Origin of the sequence: Nonomuraea pusilla (genome assembly GCF_900109355.1) — a bacterium.
GTDB lineage: Bacteria > Actinomycetota > Actinomycetes > Streptosporangiales > Streptosporangiaceae > Nonomuraea > Nonomuraea pusilla.
The window spans coordinates 203,122-225,028 of the sequence record NZ_FOBF01000004.1; the positions used below are offsets into that span (position 1 = coordinate 203,122).

Annotated in this window: 20 protein-coding genes; 11 read left to right on the top strand and 9 right to left on the bottom strand. The window is 74.8% G+C overall.

Annotation, left to right across the window (positions count from 1 at the left end):
- The first annotated feature begins 48 nt into the window (after positions 1–48).
- Entirely contained in the window at positions 49–1,419 is a 1,371-nt protein-coding gene (locus BMX74_RS09950; protein WP_091099813.1) for an MFS transporter, read from the top strand.
- Here the strand turns inward: BMX74_RS09950 and mmuM are convergent.
- The 3 genes from mmuM to BMX74_RS09965 form a co-directional block, all read right to left on the bottom strand.
- The gene (gene mmuM, locus BMX74_RS09955; protein ID WP_091099816.1) at positions 1,391–2,257 is read right to left on the bottom strand and encodes a homocysteine S-methyltransferase; all 867 of its coding nucleotides are present in this window, start codon (positions 2,255–2,257) and stop codon (positions 1,391–1,393) included. The genes BMX74_RS09950 and mmuM overlap by 29 nt on opposite strands.
- Before the next feature lie 283 nt (positions 2,258–2,540).
- Positions 2,541–5,039, bottom strand: a complete 2,499-nt coding sequence (locus tag BMX74_RS09960; RefSeq protein ID WP_091099819.1) for a VIT domain-containing protein — start codon at positions 5,037–5,039, stop codon at positions 2,541–2,543.
- Positions 5,036–5,743, bottom strand: a complete 708-nt coding sequence (locus BMX74_RS09965) for a MerR family transcriptional regulator (protein WP_091099822.1) — start codon at positions 5,741–5,743, stop codon at positions 5,036–5,038. The genes BMX74_RS09960 and BMX74_RS09965 overlap by 4 nt, the downstream gene beginning before the upstream one ends.
- A 116-nt stretch (positions 5,744–5,859) precedes the next feature.
- Here BMX74_RS09965 and BMX74_RS09970 point away from each other — a divergent pair, with 116 nt between their 5' ends.
- The 4 genes from BMX74_RS09970 to BMX74_RS09985 all read left to right on the top strand — a co-directional run bounded on the left by BMX74_RS09970 (position 5,860) and on the right by BMX74_RS09985 (position 9,000).
- Positions 5,860–6,327 carry a Dps family protein gene (locus BMX74_RS09970; protein WP_091099824.1) on the top strand — a complete coding sequence of 156 codons (468 nt, stop codon included), beginning with the start codon at positions 5,860–5,862 and terminating at the stop codon, positions 6,325–6,327.
- Between the two features lie 188 nt (positions 6,328–6,515).
- On the top strand, positions 6,516–7,148 hold the full coding sequence (locus BMX74_RS09975) for a TIGR04282 family arsenosugar biosynthesis glycosyltransferase (protein WP_055503184.1): 633 nt from the start codon (positions 6,516–6,518) through the stop codon (positions 7,146–7,148).
- Positions 7,145–7,777 carry a class I SAM-dependent methyltransferase gene (locus BMX74_RS09980; RefSeq protein ID WP_091099826.1) on the top strand — a complete coding sequence of 211 codons (633 nt, stop codon included), beginning with the start codon at positions 7,145–7,147 and terminating at the stop codon, positions 7,775–7,777. The genes BMX74_RS09975 and BMX74_RS09980 overlap by 4 nt, the downstream gene beginning before the upstream one ends.
- Positions 7,778–7,977: 200 nt before the next feature.
- Positions 7,978–9,000 (top strand): alkaline phosphatase PhoX, encoded by a 1,023-nt coding sequence (locus BMX74_RS09985; RefSeq protein ID WP_055503182.1) that lies wholly within the window; start codon positions 7,978–7,980, stop codon positions 8,998–9,000.
- 94 nt (positions 9,001–9,094) lie between these two features.
- Here BMX74_RS09985 and BMX74_RS09990 read toward each other — a convergent pair whose 3' ends face one another.
- Positions 9,095–9,976 carry a bifunctional helix-turn-helix transcriptional regulator/GNAT family N-acetyltransferase gene (locus BMX74_RS09990; protein WP_256256857.1) on the bottom strand — a complete coding sequence of 294 codons (882 nt, stop codon included), beginning with the start codon at positions 9,974–9,976 and terminating at the stop codon, positions 9,095–9,097.
- Between the two features lie 85 nt (positions 9,977–10,061).
- Between BMX74_RS09990 and BMX74_RS09995 the strand changes: the two genes are divergently transcribed.
- Both BMX74_RS09995 and BMX74_RS10000 read left to right on the top strand, forming a co-directional pair.
- The gene (locus tag BMX74_RS09995) at positions 10,062–11,003 is read left to right on the top strand and encodes a lactonase family protein (protein ID WP_091099830.1); all 942 of its coding nucleotides are present in this window, start codon (positions 10,062–10,064) and stop codon (positions 11,001–11,003) included.
- A 99-nt stretch (positions 11,004–11,102) separates the two neighbouring features.
- The gene (locus BMX74_RS10000) at positions 11,103–12,497 is read left to right on the top strand and encodes a N,N-dimethylformamidase beta subunit family domain-containing protein (RefSeq protein ID WP_091100143.1); all 1,395 of its coding nucleotides are present in this window, start codon (positions 11,103–11,105) and stop codon (positions 12,495–12,497) included.
- On the opposite strand, the gene BMX74_RS10005 is transcribed toward BMX74_RS10000, so the two are convergent.
- Together BMX74_RS10005 and glpK are read right to left on the bottom strand one after the other, a co-directional pair.
- Complete coding sequence (locus BMX74_RS10005) at positions 12,494–13,270, bottom strand: Clp protease N-terminal domain-containing protein (protein WP_091099833.1); 777 nt, start codon at positions 13,268–13,270, stop codon at positions 12,494–12,496. The genes BMX74_RS10000 and BMX74_RS10005 overlap by 4 nt on opposite strands.
- A gap of 31 nt (positions 13,271–13,301) precedes the next feature.
- Positions 13,302–14,774 carry a glycerol kinase GlpK gene (glpK, locus tag BMX74_RS10010; RefSeq protein WP_055503177.1) on the bottom strand — a complete coding sequence of 491 codons (1,473 nt, stop codon included), beginning with the start codon at positions 14,772–14,774 and terminating at the stop codon, positions 13,302–13,304.
- A gap of 116 nt (positions 14,775–14,890) precedes the next feature.
- Here glpK and BMX74_RS10015 point away from each other — a divergent pair, with 116 nt between their 5' ends.
- The gene (locus BMX74_RS10015) at positions 14,891–15,916 is read left to right on the top strand and encodes a 6-phosphofructokinase (protein WP_055503176.1); all 1,026 of its coding nucleotides are present in this window, start codon (positions 14,891–14,893) and stop codon (positions 15,914–15,916) included.
- Positions 15,917–16,122: 206 nt separating this feature from the next.
- On the opposite strand, the gene BMX74_RS10020 is transcribed toward BMX74_RS10015, so the two are convergent.
- On the bottom strand, positions 16,123–17,118 hold the full coding sequence (locus BMX74_RS10020; protein WP_256256858.1) for an MHYT domain-containing protein: 996 nt from the start codon (positions 17,116–17,118) through the stop codon (positions 16,123–16,125).
- A gap of 90 nt (positions 17,119–17,208) precedes the next feature.
- Between BMX74_RS10020 and macS the strand changes: the two genes are divergently transcribed.
- From macS to thiI, 3 genes are all read left to right on the top strand, one after another.
- Positions 17,209–18,348: a MacS family sensor histidine kinase gene (gene macS, locus BMX74_RS10025; protein ID WP_256256859.1), complete on the top strand. Its 1,140-nt coding sequence runs from the start codon at positions 17,209–17,211 to the stop codon at positions 18,346–18,348.
- Positions 18,349–18,358: 10 nt separating this feature from the next.
- Complete coding sequence (locus tag BMX74_RS10030) at positions 18,359–19,015, top strand: response regulator (protein ID WP_091100146.1); 657 nt, start codon at positions 18,359–18,361, stop codon at positions 19,013–19,015.
- A 63-nt stretch (positions 19,016–19,078) separates the two neighbouring features.
- On the top strand, positions 19,079–20,275 hold the full coding sequence (thiI, locus tag BMX74_RS10035) for a tRNA uracil 4-sulfurtransferase ThiI (RefSeq protein ID WP_091099837.1): 1,197 nt from the start codon (positions 19,079–19,081) through the stop codon (positions 20,273–20,275).
- Positions 20,276–20,286: 11 nt separating this feature from the next.
- On the opposite strand, the gene BMX74_RS10040 is transcribed toward thiI, so the two are convergent.
- Positions 20,287–20,577 carry a YiaA/YiaB family inner membrane protein gene (locus BMX74_RS10040; protein ID WP_091099839.1) on the bottom strand — a complete coding sequence of 97 codons (291 nt, stop codon included), beginning with the start codon at positions 20,575–20,577 and terminating at the stop codon, positions 20,287–20,289.
- A gap of 115 nt (positions 20,578–20,692) precedes the next feature.
- On the bottom strand, positions 20,693–21,727 hold the full coding sequence (gene aroF, locus BMX74_RS10045; protein WP_091099841.1) for a 3-deoxy-7-phosphoheptulonate synthase: 1,035 nt from the start codon (positions 21,725–21,727) through the stop codon (positions 20,693–20,695).
- Between the last annotated feature and the right edge of the window lie 180 nt (positions 21,728–21,907).

Below are 21,907 nucleotides of genomic sequence, written 5' to 3' on the forward strand. Positions count from 1 at the left end.
GCAGGAGGCCTCCCCATCCGTCCGCCCACACCTCGTGAAGGCTCTGCCATGTCCACGACCAGCTCGACCCCCACCGGCGTGCCCGGCACCGGGCATCCCGCCCGCGGCCGGATCACCGCCCTCATGGTCTCCTCCGTGATCCTCGCGGTCGCCCTGGTGGCCGCCGTCAACCTCGCCATCCCCACGCTCGCCGCGAGCGCGCTGCGCCCCTCGCAGGCGCAGCTCCTCTGGATCGTCGACGCGTACGTCATCGTCTTCGCCTGCCTGCTCATCCCCGGCGGCGCGGCGGGCGACCGTTACGGCCGCAAAGGCGTGCTCCTGACCGGGCTCGGCGTGTTCGCGCTCGGCTGCCTGGCCAGCGCGCTCGCGCCGGACGTCGCCGTCCTCGTCGCGGGCAGGGCCCTCAGCGGCGCGGGGGCCGCCCTCGTCATGCCCGCGACCCTCGCCCTGACCGTCGGCGCGTACCCGGCGGAGCAGCGCGGACGGGCCGTCGCCTCGTGGACCGCCGCCACCGGCGCAGCCGGCGTCGTCGGCAACCTCGGCGGCGGGCTCGTCATGCAGTTCCTGCCCTGGCGGGCGCTGTTCGCGGTGCCCGTCCTGCTCGCCGCCGTGCTCGCGGCGGCCGTGGCCGCCGTCGTGCCGCGCGTGCCCCGCCACCCCGCCGCGCTCGACCTGCCCGGCGCCGCGCTGCTCACCGCCGCCTCCGTGGCGCTGCTGACCGGCGTCATCGAAGGGCCGGAAGCGGGCTGGGGGAGCGGGCTCGTGCTCGGCGCGTTCGCCGCCGCCGCCGCGCTGTCCGCCGCGTTCGCCGCCCACCAGCTCAGGGCGGCGCGGCCGCTGCTCGACCCCCGGCTGTTCGCCCGCCGGCGGCTGCGGGCGGGCGCGTTCGGCGTCGCCGTGGTGTTCTTCGGGCTGTTTGCGCTGTTCTTCGTCAACGCCCGCTACCTGCAGGACGTGAAGGGTTTCTCCCCGCTGCTCACCGGCGTCGCCATCGTGCCCCTGACCATCCCCATGATCGTCGTGTCGCGGCGGGCCGGACGGCTGCGCGCCCCCGTCGCCGTCGCCGCCGGACTCGCGGGGAACGTCGCAGGGCTGACGCTGCTGTCGTTCGCCGACGCCGCCATGCCCTACCCGCTGTACGCCGCCGGGCTCCTCGTCATGGGCTCCTCCATGGGCCTGTGCCTGCCCGTGCTCTCCCACGAGATCATGGCGGCGCTCCCGCCCGAGCGGGCCGGGCTCGGCTCCGGGCTGAACAGCGCCGCCAGGGAGCTCGGCAGCGCCGTCGGCGTCGCGGTCATGGGCACCGTCATGGCGACCCACGGCATGGGCGCCGGGTACCGGGTGGTGGCAGCCGTGGCGCTGGCCGGGGCGCTGCTCGTGCTGTGGTGGCTCAGGACAGGTGGGCGCGGACCTGCCTGATGTGCTCCGGCGTCGTACGGCAGCAGCCGCCGATCAGCGACGCGCCCGCCTGACGCCACTCCTTGGCCGCCTGCCCGAACTCCACCGGGTCGGCCAGGCCGAGCCAGCGCCGGTTCCCGGCGTCCCATGTCTCGCCCGAGTTGGGGTACACGACGACCGGCAGCCCGCCGTCCAGCGCCGCGATCAGCCCCGGGATGTGGCGCGGAGCGGTGCAGTTCGCGCCCACCGCCACCACGCGCGGGTCGCCCGCGAACAGGGCCGCCGCCTGCGTGATCGGCGTGCCGTCGTTCAGGTGCGCGCTGTCGCGGCAGGAGAAGCTCACCCACGCCTTGACCTCGGGCGTCTCCCGCAGCAGCCGCGCCAGGGCCCGCGCCTCCGGGTACGACGGGATCGTCTCGCACGCCAGCAGGTCGGGCCCGGCCGACGCCAGGATCTCCCACCGGGGACGGTGCCAGGCGTACAGGCCGTCCTCGTCCAGGTCGTACTCGCCCGTGTACTCGGCCCCGTTGGCCAGGTACGCGCCGTACGGGCCGACCGACGCGGCGACCAGGCCGCCGCCCGCCTCGTCGCGGGCCTGGGCCCCCAGCTCGACCGACAGCCTGATGAGCCGCTCCGCCTCGGCCGCGTCGAGGCCCCGGCTGCGGAAACCGGGGATGGACGCCTGGTAGCTGGCCGTCGTCGCCACGTCGGCGCCCGCGGCGAAGTAGTCGGCGTGGACGCGTCTGACCAGGCCGGGGTCCTCCAGGAGGAGGCGCGCGGACCAGAGCTCGTCGCGCAGGTCGGCGCCGAGGGCTTCCAGGTGGGTGGCGAGGCCGCCATCCAGGACAAGTGTCGTCACGCGTCCAGGGTATGAGGCGCAGGGACGCACCCGCGCCCCTCCGGCGACCCTCGTGCCCCGGGACGCCCCCGTGCCCGTCCCGCCACCCCGGGACACACCCTTGCCCCTCCCACCAGCTCCTGCCCCGCGGCCACCGGCGCCCCTCCCGCGACCTCGCGCCCCGCGGCGCACCGCCGACGCCGCGCCTTCTCGCCGTTCCAGGCTTGCAGGCCTGCCTGCCGCCGCTGCCCGGCGTGCCGTGCTCTCTCGGAGCCGGCGCGCCGGGGTGCGGGGCGGGCGGTCGTCAGGCGCGCTTCCAGAAGGGGCGCCGGGCGGGCGGTCCCTCCTGATCCTGGGGCGCCGCCGGTCCCTCCTGGTCCTGGGGCGCCGCCGGGCCCGATGGCGTCGTGGGCGGCGGGGTGCGGCGGGTCAGGGCGGTCAGGAGCCGGACGGCGCCGTCGTGCAGGGCCCGCAGGTCCGTGCCCGGCCGTTCGGCGGCCTCCAGCTCCCTCGCCAGCGTCGCCAGCTCCTCGTGCCCGCCCAGGTACGCCGCCAGCGCCGCGAGACGCGACCCCAGGTCCGCCAGGTACAGCGGGTCGGGCACGGGCAGCGCCCTGAGCCGTTCCAGCTCGGCCACGAGCTGCGGCCTGATCGCGTCCAGCCGGTTCACGGGCGGCGGGGCGGACGGCCGGGCGAACCCCGGCGCGGCGAACCCGCGCTTGGGCGCCGAGGGCGGCACGACGGGACCGGCCGGCTGCTTCGGGAAGCCCGGACCGCCCCCCGGCCCCCGCCCGGCGGGACCGGCCGGCCGGCCAGGGACGGGAGCCCCGGCGGGCGCCGGTCCGGCGGGGCCGGCGTCGAGGAAGTCGGGAAGGTCGAGATCGTCGCCGGCGGGGAGCCCCGGCTCGGGCAGCCGCATCCTGGGCGCCGGCCGCACGGCCGCCGTCATGGCCGCCTGCGCGAAGAACGTCCCGGACACCGGCGGCGCCGACGGCGGCTCCCACCCGCTCGGCGGCTCCACCGGCTGGATCACCCGGTGCTCGGGCCCGCCCTCGGCCACCTGCCTGCTGTCCACCGCGACGTACGCCGTGAACCGGCACAGCACGCCGTACTCCAGCGAGGTGCGGACGATGCGCTCCTCCAGGTCGTGCTCGCCCATCGCGTACCGGTCCTCCAGCTCGCGCAGGTGCGCGCGGGCCCAGACGGCGCGCAGGGCCGGGTTGTCCACGGGGGTGCCGGTCACCCGCTCCTCCCACGGCGCGCCTCCCGCGAGGCCGCCCAGGGTGACGGAGGAGCCCTCGCGGTGGCGCCCGTACACGCGCAGCGGCACGCCTGGGAAGATCGAGCCGAGGTGGGTGACGGTCTCGGGCTCGACGTCGAGCCCCTTCAGCGACAGGTCCGTCACCAGCGGCGCGCCGATGCGGCGGTGGATCTGCTCCATGGCGGCGTCGAGGCGGTCCTCCGACTCGACCAGCTCGCACCGGCCCGCCCCCAGCCCGGCCAGCCTGCCGAGGAACCCGGCGTTGACCGCCCTGTCGATGCCCACGGCGTGGACGCGCATCGCCGACAAAGCGCCGCCCGCCTGCTCCAGGATCTGGTCCTCGTTGCCGACCTGGCCGTCGGTCACCAGCACCACGACCCGCTCCCTGCCTTCCTCGGGGGAGAGCAGCGCGACCGCCCTGCGCAGGGGGTCGAGCAGTTCGGTGCCGCCGCGCGCGTCCACCCTGGCCAGGTGCTCGACCGCGCGGTAGCGGTTGCGGTCGGACGCCTCCACCAGCCCCTCGAACGCCTCCTCGACCACCGAGTCGAACGCGAGCACCGCGAAGCGGTCGCGCGCGGTCAGCGTGTCGACGATGCGGGCGGCGGCCCGGCGCGCGGCCACCATCTTCCAGCCACCCATGCTGCCCGAACGGTCGAGCAGCAGCACCAGGTCGCGCGGCGTCCGTGCCGCCTCGACCGGGGGCGGCACGACCGTGAGCGCGAACGTCCCCGCGGCGTCGCCGTCCCGGCGGTCGAGCTGCAGCGACGTGGACGCCTCGAACGCCATCCGCAGGATGAAGTCGCGGTCGAGCCGCTCCCCGGGACGCAGCCGCACCGTGCCGCCGTCCTCCTCGACGACGTGCAGGCTGGAGGCCAGCTCGCGCAGCTCCAGCCCGGCCCCGTCCACGCGGGCCGTCAGCGACAGCCGCACCGGGTCGGGGAAACCGGGCAGCAGCACCGGCGGGCTGATCCTGGACGCGTCCGGCACCGCGTCGGTGTCCGGCGCGGTGCCCGCCCCGGCGGGCGGCCCGTCCACCGGCCTGCCGGGGACGTACCTGGGCGCCACCACGAGCGGGAACCTGAACGTGGCCGCGCCGTCCTCGTACGGCAGGGGCTGGCTCATGGTGAGGCGCACTGAGACCCGCTCGCCGGGCAGGATGTTGCCCACCCTGATGGTGAACACGTCCGGGCGGTCCTCCTCCGCGATGGCCGCCCGCCTGCCCTCGCTCAGCGCCCGTTCGTAGTCGGCCCTGGCCTGGCCGCGCTCCTTCAGCACGCCCTCCACCACGCGGTCGTCGGCCTCCATGCGGAAGCCGGTGACCGCCGCCCTCTCCGGCAGCGGGAAGACGTACGTGGCCTCCAGCGTGACGTCGTACGGGTTGCGGAACCCCTGCGTCACCTCCACCCCGGCGACGAGGCCCGAGATGTCGGCGGCGACGTCGACGCTCTCCAGCGGCAGGTTCCCGCGCCCGGTCACCAGCGCGCCGAAGCCGGCGTCCGGCACCGGCAGGCACCGGGCGGGCTCCAGCGAAGTGATCTTCATGTCAGTCCCCTTTCTTCGAGCACCGCGAGCAACGGGCCCGCCGCCGCGAGCACCGCCTGAACGTCCTCCTCCGACGGGGCGCGCGCCGCGTCCAGCACGAGCCGTACCCCGTCGCCGAGCCTGACCCCGAACACCAGTCCCTCCCGAGGGAGCCCGCCGTTCCCGGAGACCGCCCGCCCGCCGTCGCCCGGCACGGGTCCTCCCTGGCGCCCGGCGCCGTTCTCCGCGCCCGGCCCGGTGGGGCGGCGCGTCCAGAAGCGGCCCGGCGACGCCCCGTCCGGGCCGGTACGGGCGGCGGGGGCGGGAACAGGGGGCGCCTCCCGGCCGGAGGGCGGGGGAGCGGGCGGGGCGGTGAGGCGGGCGGCGGCCTCCAGCGCGGCGTCCGGCGCCCCGGCCAGCGCCGCCTGGATCTCCGCGATCGAGCGCCCCGCCGCCTGCAGGCGTTTGACGGCGACGAGCTGGAGGAGGTGGCGGCGGCCGTACAGGGCGACCCTGCCGCGCCTGGCGAGCGGAGGGTCGACCAGCCCGATGGTCGTGTACCACCGGATGAGCCGCTCACCGGGCACGTCGCGGACGCGCCCGCTGACGCGCCCGATGACGCGCCCGGTGACGGGGGCGCCGGCGGGCGCGCCGCCGTCGCGCAGCGCCTGCAGCGCCTCGGCCGCCCGCTCGGCCAGTTCGCCGATGGTCCAGGTGTCGCTCATACCTTCACAGTGACACTGTCATCGTGACACTGTCAACGTTCGGCGTTTCGGAAGAGCGAGTTCGGATATTTCGTTCTAAATAGGGAGAAATCCGACCGACGGGGAGGAACCAGAACATGGCTACGATCACCGGTCCGCTCTCAGGGGATGCCAAGAACACCGTCGTCGAGGCACTGCAGGGCGCCCTGGTCGATCTGATCGACCTCTCGCTCGTCGCCAAGCAGGCGCACTGGAACCTGGTCGGCTCGCACTTCAGGGCGATCCACCTGCAGCTCGACGAGCTCACCGACCTCGCCCGCGCCCACATGGACACCGTCGCCGAGCGGTGCGTGGCGCTCGGGTCCAGCCCCGACGGGCGGTCCGCGACCGTGGCGAAGTCCACCCGGCTGCAGCAGCCCGAGCACGGCTGGATCGAGGACGGCAAGGTCGTCGCGACCGTCACCGACATCCTGGCCGGGGTCAGCAAGCGCATGTACGAGCGCATCCGGGCCACCGAGGAGGCCGACCCGGTGACGCAGGACCTCTTCATCACCATCGCCCAGGACATCGACAAGCAGCACTGGATGTTCCAGGCCCAGCGCTGACGTCGCCGCCGCACGGAGCCCGGGAGCCGGAAGAGCCCCCGGGCTCCCGCGCGCCGCCGGTTCCGCCGAGCCGTGCCCCGATCCGAGCGGCACGGGGCCGTGCCCCGGGGTGAGCGGCGTCGAGCCGTGCCCGGCCGTAAGCAGCACGTAAGAGCTGACCAGCCCTCGTCGATCTAGCGTGCCGGGGTATGAGCAACCGCGCGCAGATCGTCGTGCTCGCCAAGCGCCCCCGCCCCGGCCGGGTGAAGACCCGCCTCACCCCGCCGTACACGCCGTCCGAGGCCGCCGAGCTGGCGGCGGGCGCTCTGGCCGACACCCTCGCCGCCGTGCGCGCGGCCCCCGCCGCCGCCCGGGTCCTGGCGTTCGACGACGACGCCGACGTGCCGGGGTTCGACCTCGTCAGGCAGCGCGGCGCCGGCCTGGACGAGCGGCTGGCCTGGGCCTTCCACGACGCGTACGCCCTGCGCCCCCTGCCCGTCGTGCTCGTCGGCATGGACACCCCGCAGCTCACCCCGGCGCTCCTCGCCCGCGCCGCCGAGACGCTGGACGGGCACGACGCCGTCTTCGGGCCCGCCACGGACGGCGGGTTCTGGCTGCTCGGGCTGCGCCGTCCCGACCCTGCGCGGCTGGTCGGCGTCCCCATGTCCAGGCCGGACACCGGCAGGGCGCAGCTCGGGCGGCTGCGCGGCCTGTCCGTGGCGTTCCTGCCGTGCCTCACCGACGTGGACGACGCGGCGTCCGCGCGGCTGGTGGCCGGGCTGGCGCCGGGCACCCGCTTCGCCGCCACCCTGGCCGGGCTCGGCGCCGGGGCCGCCGGATGATCGGCGAGCTGTACGCGCGCTCGCTCGCGGGGGCGGAGGTGGACGTCGAGGACGTGGCGGGCGGCAGGGTCCCGCTGGACGCGGCGCGCCGGAGCGAGCCGATCGACGGCGACGAGGCGATGCTGTCCCGCTGCTGCGGCCCCACGCTGGACGTCGGCTCCGGCCCCGGGCGGCTCACCGTGGCGCTCGCCCGGCGGGGGGTGGCGGCGCTCGGCATCGACGTCACCCCGCACGCCGTACGGCTCACCCGGCGGGCGGGCGGCCTGGCGCTGTGCAGGGACGTGTTCGGCCCGGTGCCGGGCGCCGGGCGCTGGGCGACGGCGCTGCTCGCCGACGGCAACATCGGCATCGGCGGCGACCCCCTGGCACTGCTGCGCCGCGTGCGCGAACTGGTCGGGCCGGGCGGCGAGGTGATCGCGGAGGTGGGGGCTCCGGGCAGCGCCAGCGGGGTGGACCTGGTGCGGCTGCGGCGCGGCGAGGAGGCCGGCTCCTGGTTCCGCTGGGCGCGCGTCTCGGCCCGCGACGCGCCCGCCCTGGCCGCGCGGGCGGGGTTCGCGGGGGTCGAGCTGGCGGAGGACCACGGCCGCTGGTTCGCCGTCCTCGGCCGCCCCACGAGGAGCGACGTCTAGCGGAACCGCCCCCCCACCGCCAGGACGGCCGCGTGGAGCGCGAGGACGTTCGCCGTCCGCGTGGGACGGGGCGGGAAGGCGGTCGCCATCCGGCGGCCGGGTGCCGGGCGCGCGGGGTTTGCGCAGAGTTTGATCTGGCGAATCCCTGCCATTCATGTCCGTGCGGTCGACTAGCGTGGCACCCAGAGGGAGGCCCCACGATGTCCCACAAGACGCTCCTCCGCACGGGCCCGCTCTTGCAGGGCGGAGCCGGCCCGTACGGCCCGCCCGGCCGGCCGGGTCCCGACGGTCTGGCCCTGCCCCCCGGCTTCTTCGGCAGGGTCGTGGCCCGCTCGGGCCAGAAGGTCGCCGGGCTGACCTGGCACGCCGCCCCCGACGGCGGCGCCTGCTTCCCCGACGGCGCCGGCTGGATCTACGTCTCGAACTCGGAGCTGCCGCTGCTCGGCGGCGCGTCGGCGCTGCGCTTCCGTCCCGACGGCTCGATCGCCGACGCCTACCGCATCCTGTCGGGCACCGACCTCAACTGCGCGGGCGGCGCCACCCCGTGGCACAGCTGGCTGTCGTGCGAGCTGGGGCACCGGGGCCGGGTGTTCGAGTGCGACCCGTACGGCGCCCGCGCGGCGCGTCCCCGCCTGGCGATGGGCCGGTTCCGCCACGAGGCGGCCGCCTGCGACCCGGAGCGCGGCGTCGTCTACCTGACGGAGGACGAGCCCGACGGCTGCTTCTACCGGTTCCGTCCTGGCGACTGGGGCGACCTGACGGAGGGCACGCTGGAGGTGCTGTGCGGCTCGGGCGAGTGGCGGCAGGTGCCGTCGCCGGCGGCGCTGCTGACGCCCACCCGCTACCAGGTCGAGGCCGCCCGCCACTTCGACGGCGGCGACGGCTGCCACTACGCGGGCGGCGTCTGCTACTTCACCACGAAGGGCGGCACGACGCTGTGGGCGTACGACGCGCAGGCGTCCAGCCTGGACCGGCTGTGCTCGGGGGTGCGCGCCGTCACCGCCGCCCCCTCCGGCGACCTGTACGTCTCCAGGGAGACCACGGAGATCCACGTGATCGCCCCCGACCGCGAGGTCACCCCGTTCCTGAGGCTGGCCGGGCACGACGGTGCCGAGCTGACGGGCCTCGCGTTCTCGCCCGACGGCGCGCGGCTCTACTTCTCGGCCAGGCGCGGACGCACCGACGGCTGCACGTTCGAGGTGACGGGCCCGTTCCGCCCCTGACACCGCGCCGCCTGTTCCGCCCCTGACATCGTGCCGCCCGTTCCCCCCTGACACCGTGCCGCCCGTTCCGTCCCTGACGCCGCGCCGCCCGGCCTCAGGCGTCCGGCGGGGCCGCTGAACCGGTGGGCCGCAGGTCGCGCGACCACATCTCCTCGACGACCTCGACGCCGTTCTCGACGCCTGGCTCGGTCGAGTCGAGGTGGAACCCGGCCGCCGCGTAGATGCGCCGCGCGCTGGTCAGGCAGTCGCGGGTCCACAGGACGACGCGCTCGTAGCCGTGGGACTGCGCGTGGCGCACGCACTCGTCCACGAGCCTGCGCCCGATGCCGAGCCCCCGGGCGGACGGTTCGACCAGCAGCATGCGCAGCTTGGCCGTGCGGTCGTCCTGGTGGACGCAGAAGACGCAGCCGGCCCGCTCGCCGCCCACCTCCGCGATCCAGCCGGCGTCGCGAGCCGGGTCGAACGCGGCGAGGATGCCCGCGACGAGCTGCTCGAACTCGGTGCCCCAGCCGTACTCCTCGCTGTAGAGCTCGGCGTGGCGGTGGGCGGCCCAGGACAGGTCGCCGGTGCGGGGCGGCCTGATGACGTACCCCTGGTGGCGCGCGTTGGACCCGAGGAGGGTCCTGATGGCGGCCATGCTCTCCACGAGGCGGCGCCGGCCGTCCTCCGTCAGCCGCGCGAGCATGGCCTCGATCTCCTCGGTCGAGCGCCTGTCCAGGTGGGCGTACGCCTGCGTGCCCGCCGGGGTCAGCGCGACGACCTGCTTGCGCGCGTCGGCGGCGGAGCGCTCGCGGGTGATCAGCCCGTCGGTCTCGAACCTGGCGAGGATCCTGCTGAGGTAGCCCGCGTCGAGGTCGAGCAGGCCGCGCAGCTCGCCGGTCTCCATCCGCGCGGCCTGCGCCAGCTCGAAGATGACCCTTCCCTCGGTCAGCGAGTACGGCGAGTCCAGCATGCCCGCCTGCAGCAGCCCGATCACTTTCGTATAGAACCTGTTGAAGGCCCGGACCTCAGAGACCCTTGCCTCCGTCAAAGAATTCATTGCCATAGTCAACCATGAGAGGATGCCCCCTGTGAAGCACCTGTACGTGGGCGGATACGGCCCCGGCATCGTCACCCTCGGCGGCGGCCTGACCCGCGTCGCGTCCCCGTCGTTCCTGGCGGCCCACCCGTCCCTGCCGGTGCTGTACGCCGTGGGCGAGCTGGAGCGCGGCTGGCTGACCGCCTTCTCCGCGGCGGGGGAGGAGACCGCGGACGGCGTCCTCGTGCCGCTGGCCGAGCGGCCGAGCGAGGGCGACACCCCCTGCCACGTGGCCGTCGACCCTTCGGGCACGCTCCTGGCCGTGGCCAACTACGGCGACGGCACCGTCAGCCTGCACCACCTCGACGCCCGCGGCGCGTTCACCGGCGACCCGGTCGTGCTGCCGCACGAGGGCTGCGGCCCCGTGGCCGACCGGCAGGAGCGCTCGCACGCCCACCAGTGCGTCTTCCACGACGGCGTCATCCACGTCGCCGACCTCGGCACCGACGAGATCCGCCGCTACCTGCCCGACGGCACCGCCCTGGAGCCCCTCACCCTGCAGCCCGGCGCAGGCCCTCGCCACCTGGCCTTCTCCGGAGGCCGGCTGTACGTCGCGGGCGAGCTCGACGGCAACGTCTGGATGATCGAGGACGGCCGCGCCTCCGCGGCGCCCGCCTCCGCCGTGCCCGGCCCGAACCACCCCTCCCACCTGCTGCTGGAGGGCGACCTCGTCTACGTCGGCAACCGGGGCCCGAACACGGTCTCCGTGCTGCGCGCCGGCGACCTGTCCATGGTCGCCGAGGTGCCCTCGGGCGGCGACTGGCCCCGCCACTTCGCCATCGACGGCGACCGCATGTACGTCGCCAACCAGCGCTCCGGCGGCGTCGCCGTGTTCGCCATCAAGGACGGCGTGCCCGAGCCCACCGGCGAGGTGCACGAGGTCGACAGCCCCGCGTGCGTCCTGCCTCTGGAGATGGGTCCGTGACGCGGCCGTGAGGCGCTTCGGAGATGGGGCCGTGACGCGGCCGTAAGGAGTTCGCCAAGTCGCGTCCCGCGGGGGCGGCGCTCCTGTGATCATGTGCGCGTGCGCAAGCTGATCATCGTACTCGCCCTGCTGGCCGCCGGGTGCTCGGCCGTGCCCGCCACCGAGCAGGCCCGCCCGGCGCCCGCGCCCCCGCCGGCCGCGCCCGCCGCCTCGGCCGCGCCGTCCCGGCCCCCCGCGGACCTGCCGGCCTCCTGGCGGCTGGACAGGCGCGGCGCCGAGCACGAGATCGAGGGCTACGCCGACCGGGTCAGCGTGCTGCCGGGGGAGAAGTTCGCGCTGCACGTCTCCACCACCGCGCCGCGCTTCACCGCCACCGCCTTCCGCATGGGCGCCGAGCCCACCGCCGTGTGGAGGTCGGCGCAGGTCAAGGGCGAGCGGCAGCCGCCGGCCAGAACCGTGCGCGGCACCGTCACCGCCGCGCACTGGCGTCCCTCGCTCACGGTCGGCACCGCCGGCTGGGCCGAGGGCCCCTACCTGATCAGGCTGGACGCCTCCACCGGCGCCCAGCGCTACGTCCCCGTCACCGTGCGGTCGGCCTCCACCAGCGGCAAGGTCGTCATGGTGAACGCCGTCACCACCTGGCAGGCGTACAACCTGTGGGGCGGGCGCAGCCTGTACAAGGGGCCCGGCGGGTTCGAGGACCGCTCCCGCGCGGTCACCTTCGACCGCCCGTACGACGGGTCGGGCGCGCGGCTCTTCCTCGACTTCGAGCAGGAGGCGTTCGCCGTCGCCGAGCGGAGCGGCGTGCCGCTCGCGTACCTGACCAGCCTCGACCTCAAGCCGGGCGTGCTCGACGGCGCCCGCGCGGTGGTCTCGCTCGGCCACGACGAGTACTGGTCGCCGCAGATGCGCGCGGTGGTCACCCGGGCCAGGGACCAGGGGACGAACCTCGCCTTCCTCGGCGCGAACGCCGTCTACTGGCGCATCGGCCTGGGCGACAGGACGGTCGAGTGCGACAAGGAGCGGCGCTGCCGCCTGTGGCGCGACACGGAGCCGGAGAGTGCCCTGGTGGGCCAGATGTACGACTGCTTCCCCGCCGAGGGCGCCTACACGGTGAGCCGCCCCCGGCACTGGATCTTCGCCGGCACCCGCGGCACCCGCTTCCCCGGCATGGCGGGGGTCGAGACCGACCGCGTCTCGCCGGGGTCGCCCGAGGACATCGAGGTGCTGGCCGAGTCGCACTTCTCCTGCGGGGGGCGGCAGACCGTCTCGCACACCACGTACTACACGGCGCCGAGCGGGGCCGGGGTGTTCGCCTCGGGCACGATGCGCTGGGTCTGCGGCATGCGGGGGCGGAGCTGCGGCCACGGGGTGCCGGAGTCGGCGGCCCCCTTCACCCGCAGGGCGACGACGAACCTGCTGACCCGCTTCGCCCGCGGCCCCGCGGCGCGGCCCGGGGCGCGCGGGCTGTCCTCCACGCGTGGGACGGGCTAGGGCCCCGGCGTCCGGGGGGTCTCGCCGAGCAGGCGGGCGATCTCCCGCTCGGCGGGGTCCCTGGCGACCCCGAGAGCGTTCAGGGCCCGTGCGGCGGGCTCGTCCCTGAGCGACAGCACGGCCAGGAGGAGGTGCTCGGTGCCGACGTGGGCGTGGCCGAGCCGCAGCGCCTCGCGCAGCGCCAGCTCCAGGACCTTCCTGCCCTGGGCGGAGAACGGCGGCCCCGGAGGCGGCCCCTGCGGAGGTCCCTGCGGCGGCCCCTGTGGCGGCGCGGAGGGCTGCGGCGCGCCGCCCGCCCCCAGCGCGGCGGCCATGGCGCCGCGCACCGCCTCGGGGGAGGCGCCCAGCGCGGCCGTCGCGCGGGCGGCCACCCCGTGGGGCTCGCGCAGCAGGCCCAGCACGAGGTGCGCGGGCTCGATGTGGCGGTGCCCGTCCGCGCGCGCCTCCTCCTGGGCCGCGACGACGGCGACCCGGGCCCCGTCGTCGTAGCGGGCGAAGGCGCGCAGGTCGTCGGCGAGCGAGCCGCCGCCCTCCTTCGGGACGAAGCGCTTCTGCGCGGCCTGCTTGCTGACGCCCATGTTGCGCCCGATCTCGGTCCAGGACGCGCCCGCGTGCCGCGCCTGGTCGACGAAGTGCCCGATCAGGTGGTCGGCCACCTCGCCCAGGTGCTCGCCGAGCGCCACGGCGTCGGCGAGCTGCCCGAGCGGGTCGCCGTCGGGGTGACGGCTCCTGACGACGGAGATGAGGTCGTCGAGCCGGACGGTTCCTTCCATGCGTCAACCCTGCGTTGACGATCGCCTCCGGTCAACCCCCGGTTGACGATCCGTGCGACGCCAGCCGGACCGCCTCCCGCCAGCGCCCGTACGCCGCGTCGTCGCGCGCGCCCGGCTCGAAGCGCCGGTCGAGCTGCCAGGTCTTGCGCAGCTCCGCGGTCGACCCCCACACGCCCGAGCCCAGCCCGGCGAGGAACGCCGCGCCCAGCGCCGTCGTCTCCTGGATCACCGGCCGCTCCACCGGCGCGCCGAGCTGGTCGGCCTGCACCTGCATCAGCAGGTCGTTGGAGCTCGCCCCGCCGTCGGCCTTCAGCACCGGCACCGATCCGTACGCCATCACCTCGACCACGTCACGCACCTCGAACGCGATCGCCTCCAGCGTGGCGCGCACCAGGTGCGCGCGCGTGGTGCCACGGGTGATGCCGGTGATCAGGCCGCGCGCCTCCGGCTCCCAGTACGGCGCCCCCAGCCCGGTCAGCGCGGGCACGAACACCACGCCGCCGCTGTCGGGCACCGTGCGCGCCACCGCCTCAGACTCCGGCGCGGTGCCGATCAGTCCCAGCCCGTCACGCAGCCACTGCACCGCCGCGCCGGTCACGAAGATCGACCCCTCCAGCGCGTACGTGCGCTCGCCCGACGGCGTCTGCCAGGCCACCGTGCTGAGCAGCCCCGCCTCGGAACGGACGATCTCGCCCCCGGTGTTGGCCAGGATGAACGACCCGGTGCCGTAGGTGCACTTCACGTCGCCGGGGTCGAAACAGGTCTGGCCGAACAGCGCCGCCTGCTGGTCGCCCGCCACGCCGCTGATCGGCAGGTCCAGCCCGAGGAACGCGGCGGGATCGGTGCGGCCGATCACGCCGTGGTTCGGCACGATCTCCGGCAGCGCCCCCTCGGGCACCCCGAACAGCGCGCACAGCTCGGGCTCCCAGCCGCCTGACTCCAGCCCGTACAGCAGGGTGCGCGAGGCGTTCGACGGGTCGGTGACGTGCCGCGCGCCCCCCGTGAGCCGGGCGATCAGGTACGAGTCGACCGTGCCGCACACCACCCGGCCCGACGTCACGCCCTCCCACACGCCGGGGTCGTGCCGGGCGACCCAGGTCAGCTTGGTCGCCGTGAAGTACGGGTCGAGCCGCAGCCCGGTCAGCTCGGACACGCGGGGCTCGTGCCCGCCTTCCCGCAGCTCCTGGCAGATGCCGGACGTGCGGCGGTCCTGCCAGACGATCGCCCGCCTCGGCGCGGCGAGGGTCCGCCTGTCCCACAGGACGGCCGTCTCCCGCTGGTTGGTGATGCCGACGCAGGAGGGCGCCGTGGCGGCCCTGCGCAGCGCGGACGCGCACGCGGCGAGCGTGGCCTGCCAGATCTCCTCCGGGTTGTGCTCCACCTGGCCCGGCCGGGGGAAGTGCTGGGCGAACTCCTCGTACCCCTTGGAGTCGATCCGGCCGTCCTCGGTCACCACGAGCGCGGTGACGCCGGTGGTCCCGGCGTCGATGGCCAACACACTCACGCAATCGCCTCCTGATCGGTGTTCCGGTTCACCGGCCGCGCGTTTTGGTCTAGACCACTGCCGTGCCGACGTGCACAATCGATTGTGGTCGGACAACCCGTCGGGAGGAACCCGCCATGCGTATCGGAGTGCTCACCGGAGGCGGCGACTGCCCCGGTCTCAACGCTGTGATCAGGGCTGTCGTGAGGAAGGGAGTCAGCGTCCACGGCCACGAGTTCGTCGGTTTCCGCGACGGCTGGCGCGGCCCGCTCGAAGGCGACACCATGCCGCTCGACATCCAGGCCGTGCGCGGGATCCTGCCCCGCGGCGGCACCATCCTCGGCTCCTCCCGCACGAACCCGATCAAGATCGAGGGCGGGGTCGACCGGATCAAGGACAACCTCCGGGCCACCGGCGTCGACGCGCTCATCGCGATCGGCGGCGAGGACACCCTCGGCGTCGCCAGGCAGCTCTACGAGCGCGGCGTCAAGGTCGTCGGCGTCCCGAAGACGATCGACAACGACCTGTCCGGCACCGACTACACGTTCGGCTTCGACACGGCCGTCAACATCGCGATGGAGGCCATCGACCGCCTGCACACCACCGCAGAGTCGCACCACCGGGCCCTGATCTGCGAGGTGATGGGCCGCCACGCCGGCTGGATCGCGCTGCACGCCGGCATGGCGGCGGGCGCGAACGTCATCCTCATCCCGGAGAAGCCGTTCGACATCGACCGGGTCTGCGAGTACGTCGAGTCCCGCTTCCGCACCCGCTACTCGCCGATCCTCGTCGTCGCCGAGGGCGCGCACCCGATCGAGGGCCAGCTCGAACTGCAGACGGGCGAGCTCGACGCGTTCGGCCACGTCCGGCTCGGCGGCATCGGCGAGCTGCTGGCCAAGGAGATCGAGAAGCGCACCGGCAAGGAGGCCCGCACGACCGTGCTCGGGCACATCCAGCGCGGCGGCACACCCACCGCGTTCGACCGGGTGCTCGCCACCCGGTTCGGCCTGCAGGCGATCGACGCGGCGCACGAGGGCGACTTCGGCACCATGGTCGCGCTGCGCGGCACCGACATCGTGCGCGTGCCGCTCGGCGAGGCGACGGCCGAGCTGAAGACCGTGCCGGTGTCGCGGTACGCCGAGGCCGAGGTGTTCTTCGGCTGACGCCCGCCGCCGCCGCGGCGCTTCGGCCGGCGCCCGCCGGGCGGTGCCCCCGGGGCGCTTCGGCGGTGTGAAAGCGGGCTGCAAGCGGCGCGCCGTACGTTCTGCCCGGGCGGGGGTCACCGCTACGGTCCCGCCCGGGGTACGGCTCGCGCCGCGACGTAGGCGGCCCACTCGGCGGCGCGAGCCGCGCCCCTGGGGCGCCCGCGTCACCTGCCGCGCGGGCGCCTCTGCTGGGCGGGCACCGGGGGGTACGGCTGGGCGTACCGCTGGGGCTGCGCGGCGAACGGCGGGGCGGGCGCCGCCGGCGGCACCTGCGGCGCCTGGGCCGGCGGGGCCTGCTGGGCCTGCGGGGCCTGGACGGGAGCCCCCGGCTGCGCCCGCGGGGCCTGGGAGGCCGGCGGGGCGGCGAGGGGCCGCTGCTCGGCGGTGCGCCTGCGCATCTCCAGCCGGGCCACGAGCGCGGCGTCCTCGTTCAGCTCCTCCTCCGAGGGCGACAGCAGGACCATGAGCAGCATGGTGAGGGTGATCAGGCTGATGACGGTCATGAGCGGGACGAGGAAGTCGAGCGCGTCGGCGCCCGTGACCGCGCCGGGCTCCGGGTCCACCGTCACCATCATCGCCGCCATGCCGGTGTAGTGCATGCCGGCCACCGCCACGCCCATGACGATCGCGGCGCCCGCGATCCAGATCGGCCGCCTGACCCGCAGCGTGAACCACAGCGCCGCCGTGGCCGCCACCACGGCGATGACCACCGAGGCGGCGACGATCGGGCGCTCGTAGGTGACGTGGGCCGACATGTTCATCGCGTACATGCCGAGGTAGTGCATGCTGGCCACGCCGAGGCCGGTGAGCAGGCCGCCGCCGGCCAGCGAGAGCAGCCTGCCCTTGCCGTACGAGACGAGGAACAGGCCCGTGCCGACGACCACGATGGCGACCAGCGCGGAGACGACGGTGAGCGGCACGTCGTACCTGATCGTCGTGCCCTCGACCTCGAAGCCCATCATGGCGATGAAGTGCATGACCCAGATGCCGGTGCCGCCGATCGAGATGGCCGCGCCGATCAGCCAGCGCACCTTCGACGCTCCTCGCGAGACGTGCGCCTGGGCGGTCAGCCGCAGTCCGAGCATCGACCCGATGCACGACATCACGTAGGCGAGGACCGGCGTGAGCGGACCGTGGGTGAAATGATTCACAGCGGACATAACGGTCTTCCTTGTATTTGGGGGTTCACGGATTGTGTCAGGGTGAATGTCCATTTCGCATGGATACTCGAACTATCTGTCAAGTCGGCGGTGAATAACCCCGGGATCGAGGGGCCGTTCCTCCGGGCGATCACCGTGTACCGGGTGGCGTCCCTGGCGTACGCGGCCGTCCTCCTGGCCCGGCACGGCGGCTACGCGCACCCGGTCGCGGGCTGGCTGGTGATCGGCGTCATGGCGGTGTGGACGGCCGCCGCCGCCTTCGCCTACCCGGCCGCCGGCGTGCCCCGCCGCCCGCTCCTCGCGCTCGACCTGCTCGTCGCCCTGGCCTGCCTGTTCGCCACCCCGTACGTCGAGGGCCCGGGGCAGGGCGGCGCGGGCGGCCTGCCGGTCCCCGCCACCTGGGTGGCAGGGCCCGTCCTCGCCTGGGCGGTGCACGGCGGCAGGCGGGCGGGAGCGGTCGCAGCGGCCGCCGTCGCCGCCACCGACCTGTGGCTGCGCGTCCGCACCCCCGGCGCGGCGGTGCCGGGCAACGGCGCCGTGCTGCTGTTCCTCGCCGGCGTCGTCGTCGGCCACGTCGCGCGGCTGGCCAGGGAGGCGGAGGCGCGCATGCAGCGCGCCGTCGAGATGGAGGCCGCCCAGCGCGAGCGCGAGCGGATCGCCCGCGACATCCACGACTCGGTCCTGCAGGTGCTCGCGCTCGTCCAGCGGCGCGGGCGGCGGCTCGGCGGCGAGGCGGCCGAGCTGGGGCGCCTGGCCGGCGAGCAGGAGGCGGCGCTGCGCGAGCTCATCTCCTCCCGGCCCGCGCCCTCGGGCGCGGCCGACCTGCGCACCCTGCTCATGCGGTACGGCTCCGAGCTGATCACCGTCTCCACGCCCGCCACGCCGCTCGTGCTGCCCGCCCGGGTCGCCGAGGAGACCGCGGCGGCCGTCGGCGCGGCACTGGACAACGTTCGGCGGCACTGCGGGCCCGGGGCGCGGGCCTGGGTGTTCGCCGAGTCGGGCGACGCCACGATCACGGTGACCGTCAGGGACGAGGGGCCCGGCATCCCCGAGGGACGGCTGGAGCGGGCGCTCGCCGACGGCCGCCTCGGCGTCGCCCAGTCGATCAGGGGACGGGTCGCCGGGCTCGGCGGCGCCGTCGTCATCACCTCGGCCCCGTCGGCGGGCACCGAGGTCGAGATCACCGTCCCCGCCCCGACGGGGGGTGCGGGCGGGCGGGAGCGGTCCTAGAGTGGCCCGCATGGCAGGGGCCGGCGCGATCCGGGTGATGGTGGTGGACGACCACCCGATGTGGCGCGACGGCGTCGCGAGAGACCTCACCGAGGCGGGCTACGAGGTGGTCGCCGCCGTCGGCGAGGGCCGCGCGGCGCTCGCCGCCGCCGCGGCGGTCCGGCCCGACGTCGTCGTGCTCGACCTGCGCCTGCCCGACCTGTCGGGGGCGGAGGTGGCGGCCCGGCTGGGCGCCGTGGAGCCGCGGCCCCACGTGCTCGTCCTGTCGGCGAGCGCCGAGCAGGACGACGTCCTCGACGCCGTCAAGGCCGGCGCGTCCGGCTACCTGGTGAAGTCCGCGCGCAAGGAGGAGTTCCTCGACGCGGTGCGCCGCACGGCCGAGGGCGACGCCGTGTTCACGCCCGGCCTGGCCGGCCTGGTGCTCGGCGAGTACCGCAGGCTCGCCGCCCAGCCCGCCCCCGCCGAGGGCCCGCGGCTGACCGAGCGCGAGACCGAGGTGCTCAGGCTCGTCGCCAAGGGCCTGTCGTACAAGCAGATCGCGGCCAGGCTGGTGCTCTCGCACCGCACCGTCCAGAACCACGTCCAGAACACGCTCGGCAAGCTCCAGCTGCACAACCGGGTCGAGCTGGTCCGATATGCGATCGAGCAGGGCCTGGACGCGGACTAAACTCGATGGGTCGCGGCGTTGCCATCTAGGCGCGCGTTCCCCGTCTTCCCCGGAGGTTCCACCATGACGATGTCCGCCCTGGGCGAGCCGTGCGTTCTGCTCAAGCTGGGCGAGATCGTCCTGAAGGGCAAGAACCGCGAGCTGTTCGAGCGACGGCTGGTCAGCAACATCCGCGACGCCCTGCGGCAGCTCGACCTCAAGCTCGACGTCCGCAGGCGCCACGGCGTCGTCGCGATCTTCATGCCGCCGGGCGCCACCGTCGAGCAGGCCGAGGCCGTGGCCCAGCGGGTCGCCGACGTGCCCGGCCTGGTCTGGATCCACCGCGCCTGGCGGGTCGCCAAGGACCCCGACACCGTCATGAAGGCCGGGCTGGAGCTGCTGCGCGACCGCGACGAGGTCAAGCGGGGCGCCAGCTTCGCCGTGCGCTCGCGCCGCCGCGACAAGCGCTTCCCGCTGCGCTCCAACGAGCTCGACCGGCTGGTCGGCGGGGCCATCAACGACGAGTACGGCCTTCCGGTGAACCTGAGCAGGCCCGAGCTGACCCTCTCCATCGAGGTCGACAGGGACGAGGTGTTCGTCTACACCGACGGCATCCCCGGCCAGGGCGGCCTGCCGGTCGGCAGCAGCGGCCGGGCGCTGGTGCTCATGTCGGGCGGCATCGACTCGCCCGTCGCCGCCTACCGCATGATGCGGCGCGGCCTCCACGTCGACTTCCTGCACTTCTCCGGCATCCCGTTCACCACCTCCGAGTCGATCTACAAGGCGTACGCGCTGGTCAGGAAGCTCGACAGGTTCCAGGGCAGGTCGCGCCTCTGGGTGGTGCCGTTCGGCAAGGCCCAGCAGTCGATCCGCACGTCCGGCCAGGACCGCCTGGCGGTCATCGCGCAGCGCCGCCTGATGCTGAAGACGGCCGAGGAGGTCGCCCACCGCATCCACGCCTCGGCGCTCGTCACCGGCGACGCGCTCGGCCAGGTCTCCTCCCAGACCCTCGCCAACATCACCGCCCAGGACAACGCGGTTGACCTGCCGATCCTGCGCCCGCTCGTCGGCTGGGACAAGACCGAGATCATGGCCGAGGCGCGGCGCATCGGCACGCTGGAGATCTCCGAGCTGCCCGACGAGGACTGCTGCTCACTGCTCGCCCCCAAGCGCGCCGAGACGCGGGCCAAGATCGAGGACCTCAAGCAGATCGAGCGCCGGCTCGACGCCGAGGAGCTGTGCGTCCAGCTCGCCGACTCCGTCCAGGAGTACACGATCTGACGGCCGCGCCGTCAGGCGGCGTCCACCTTGAACGGGTCGTGCTCGGCCAGCAGCTTGTCCAGCCTGGCCTGGTCCACGCGGCTGCTCACCTCCACCAGCTCCTGCCGGTCGCGGACGACCTTGCACAGGGTGACGGTGGAGGTGACGACGTACAGCAGGCCGAGCGCCAGGAACGCCCTGACCCACGCGGCGGCGGGCAGGTAGGCCAGGGCGATCACCATGGACGCCACGGAGACGGCGAACGACAGCACCGCCTGGGCGTAGAAGGCGGTGGTCTGGGTGGGCCTGATGGGCTTGGTCATGGGCCCATCGTGGCCCGCGGCGGCGGCCCGGCGCATGGGTGCGCGTACTCAGACCACCGGTGAGTACGACCGGCGAGGGTGGGCCGGACGTACCCGCATCCCCGGGAGGCGGGGGTCAGGCGGTGACGGGCGCGGCCGCCGCCGCCTTGCCGAGCAGCGGGGGGAAGTCCGTCATGACCTGGGCCAGGTCGCCGAGGTCGGAGAAGACCAGCGCCTGCGGGCCGTCGCACAGCGCCTGCTCGGGGCGCGGGTGCACGTCGATGATCACGCCGTCGGCGCCGACGGCGATCGCCGCGCGGGTCAGCGGCAGCACCAGGTCGCGCCGGCCGCCCGAGTGCGACGGGTCGACGATGACCGGCAGGTGCGACAGCCGCTGCGCCACCGGCACGGCCGAGACGTCCAGCGTGTTGCGGGTCGCCGTCTCGAACGTCCTGATGCCGCGCTCGCACAGCACGATGTCGAGGTTGCCGCGCTGCGCGATGTACTCGGCCGCCATCAGCCACTCCTCGATCGTGGCGTTCATGCCGCGCTTCAGCATCACCGGCCGGCCCGCCGCGCCGACCGCCTGCAGCAGCGCGAAGTTCTGCGCGTTGCGGGTGCCCACCTGCAGCATGTCGGCGTACGAGGCGACCAGCTCCACGTCCTGCGCGTCCACGACCTCCGTGACCACCGGCAGGCCCGTCTCCTCGCGCACCGCCGCCAGGATGCGCAGGCCCTCCTCGCCCAGCCCCTGGAACGCGTACGGCGACGTGCGCGGCTTGAACGCGCCGCCGCGCAGCAGCGTCGCGCCCGCCGCCTGCGCCATCCGCGCCGCCTCAAGCGTCTGCTCGTGCGTCTCCACCGCGCACGGCCCGGCGATCAGCGTGACCGTGTCGGGGCCGATCGGCACCCCGCCGACCCTGACCGTGGACCGCTCGGGGTGGTTCTCCCTGCTCACCAGCTTGTACGGGGTGGACACCCGCATGACGTCGCGCACGCCCGGCATGCCGCGCAGCGCCGCCGCGTCGAGCTGGGTCACGTCGCCCACCAGGCCGACGATCGTGCGCAGCACCCCCTTGCTGACGAACGCCTCGACGCCGGCCGCCTGGACGACCGACACGATCGACTCCAGATCGCCGGGGGTGGCCTCCGGGCCCATCACGATGACCATCTCTACCGCTCTCCCTCGTTGACAACGTCTCTCTCGACACCTGCTGAAAACGCAGAAGGCCCCGGGTCCAGCTGGACCCGGGGCCTTCCGTTCGCCTGTCTGCTAGCGCAGCGTCAGATGGCGAACGGACTCGGGTCCGTCGCCATACCAAAACAGGAACGCGGTGCGCATAGCTCGCAA

Coding starts and splice junctions, on each gene's coding strand:
- BMX74_RS09970 (WP_091099824.1), top strand. CDS start 5,860: ATGGCTACGATCACCGGTCCGCTCTCAGGGGATGCCAAGAACACCGTC.
- BMX74_RS09975 (WP_055503184.1), top strand. CDS start 6,516: ATGAGCAACCGCGCGCAGATCGTCGTGCTCGCCAAGCGCCCCCGCCCC.
- BMX74_RS10030 (WP_091100146.1), top strand. CDS start 18,359: ATGGCAGGGGCCGGCGCGATCCGGGTGATGGTGGTGGACGACCACCCG.
- thiI (WP_091099837.1), top strand. CDS start 19,079: ATGACGATGTCCGCCCTGGGCGAGCCGTGCGTTCTGCTCAAGCTGGGC.
- aroF (WP_091099841.1), bottom strand. CDS start 21,727: ATGGTCATCGTGATGGGCCCGGAGGCCACCCCCGGCGATCTGGAGTCG.
- BMX74_RS09965 (WP_091099822.1), bottom strand. CDS start 5,743: ATGAGCGACACCTGGACCATCGGCGAACTGGCCGAGCGGGCGGCCGAG.
- BMX74_RS10015 (WP_055503176.1), top strand. CDS start 14,891: ATGCGTATCGGAGTGCTCACCGGAGGCGGCGACTGCCCCGGTCTCAAC.
- BMX74_RS09960 (WP_091099819.1), bottom strand. CDS start 5,039: ATGAAGATCACTTCGCTGGAGCCCGCCCGGTGCCTGCCGGTGCCGGAC.
- BMX74_RS09995 (WP_091099830.1), top strand. CDS start 10,062: ATGCCCCCTGTGAAGCACCTGTACGTGGGCGGATACGGCCCCGGCATC.
- BMX74_RS10040 (WP_091099839.1), bottom strand. CDS start 20,577: ATGACCAAGCCCATCAGGCCCACCCAGACCACCGCCTTCTACGCCCAG.
- BMX74_RS09980 (WP_091099826.1), top strand. CDS start 7,145: ATGATCGGCGAGCTGTACGCGCGCTCGCTCGCGGGGGCGGAGGTGGAC.
- BMX74_RS09950 (WP_091099813.1), top strand. CDS start 49: ATGTCCACGACCAGCTCGACCCCCACCGGCGTGCCCGGCACCGGGCAT.
- BMX74_RS10020 (WP_256256858.1), bottom strand. CDS start 17,118: ATGTCCGCTGTGAATCATTTCACCCACGGTCCGCTCACGCCGGTCCTC.
- BMX74_RS09985 (WP_055503182.1), top strand. CDS start 7,978: ATGTCCCACAAGACGCTCCTCCGCACGGGCCCGCTCTTGCAGGGCGGA.
- BMX74_RS10005 (WP_091099833.1), bottom strand. CDS start 13,270: ATGGAAGGAACCGTCCGGCTCGACGACCTCATCTCCGTCGTCAGGAGC.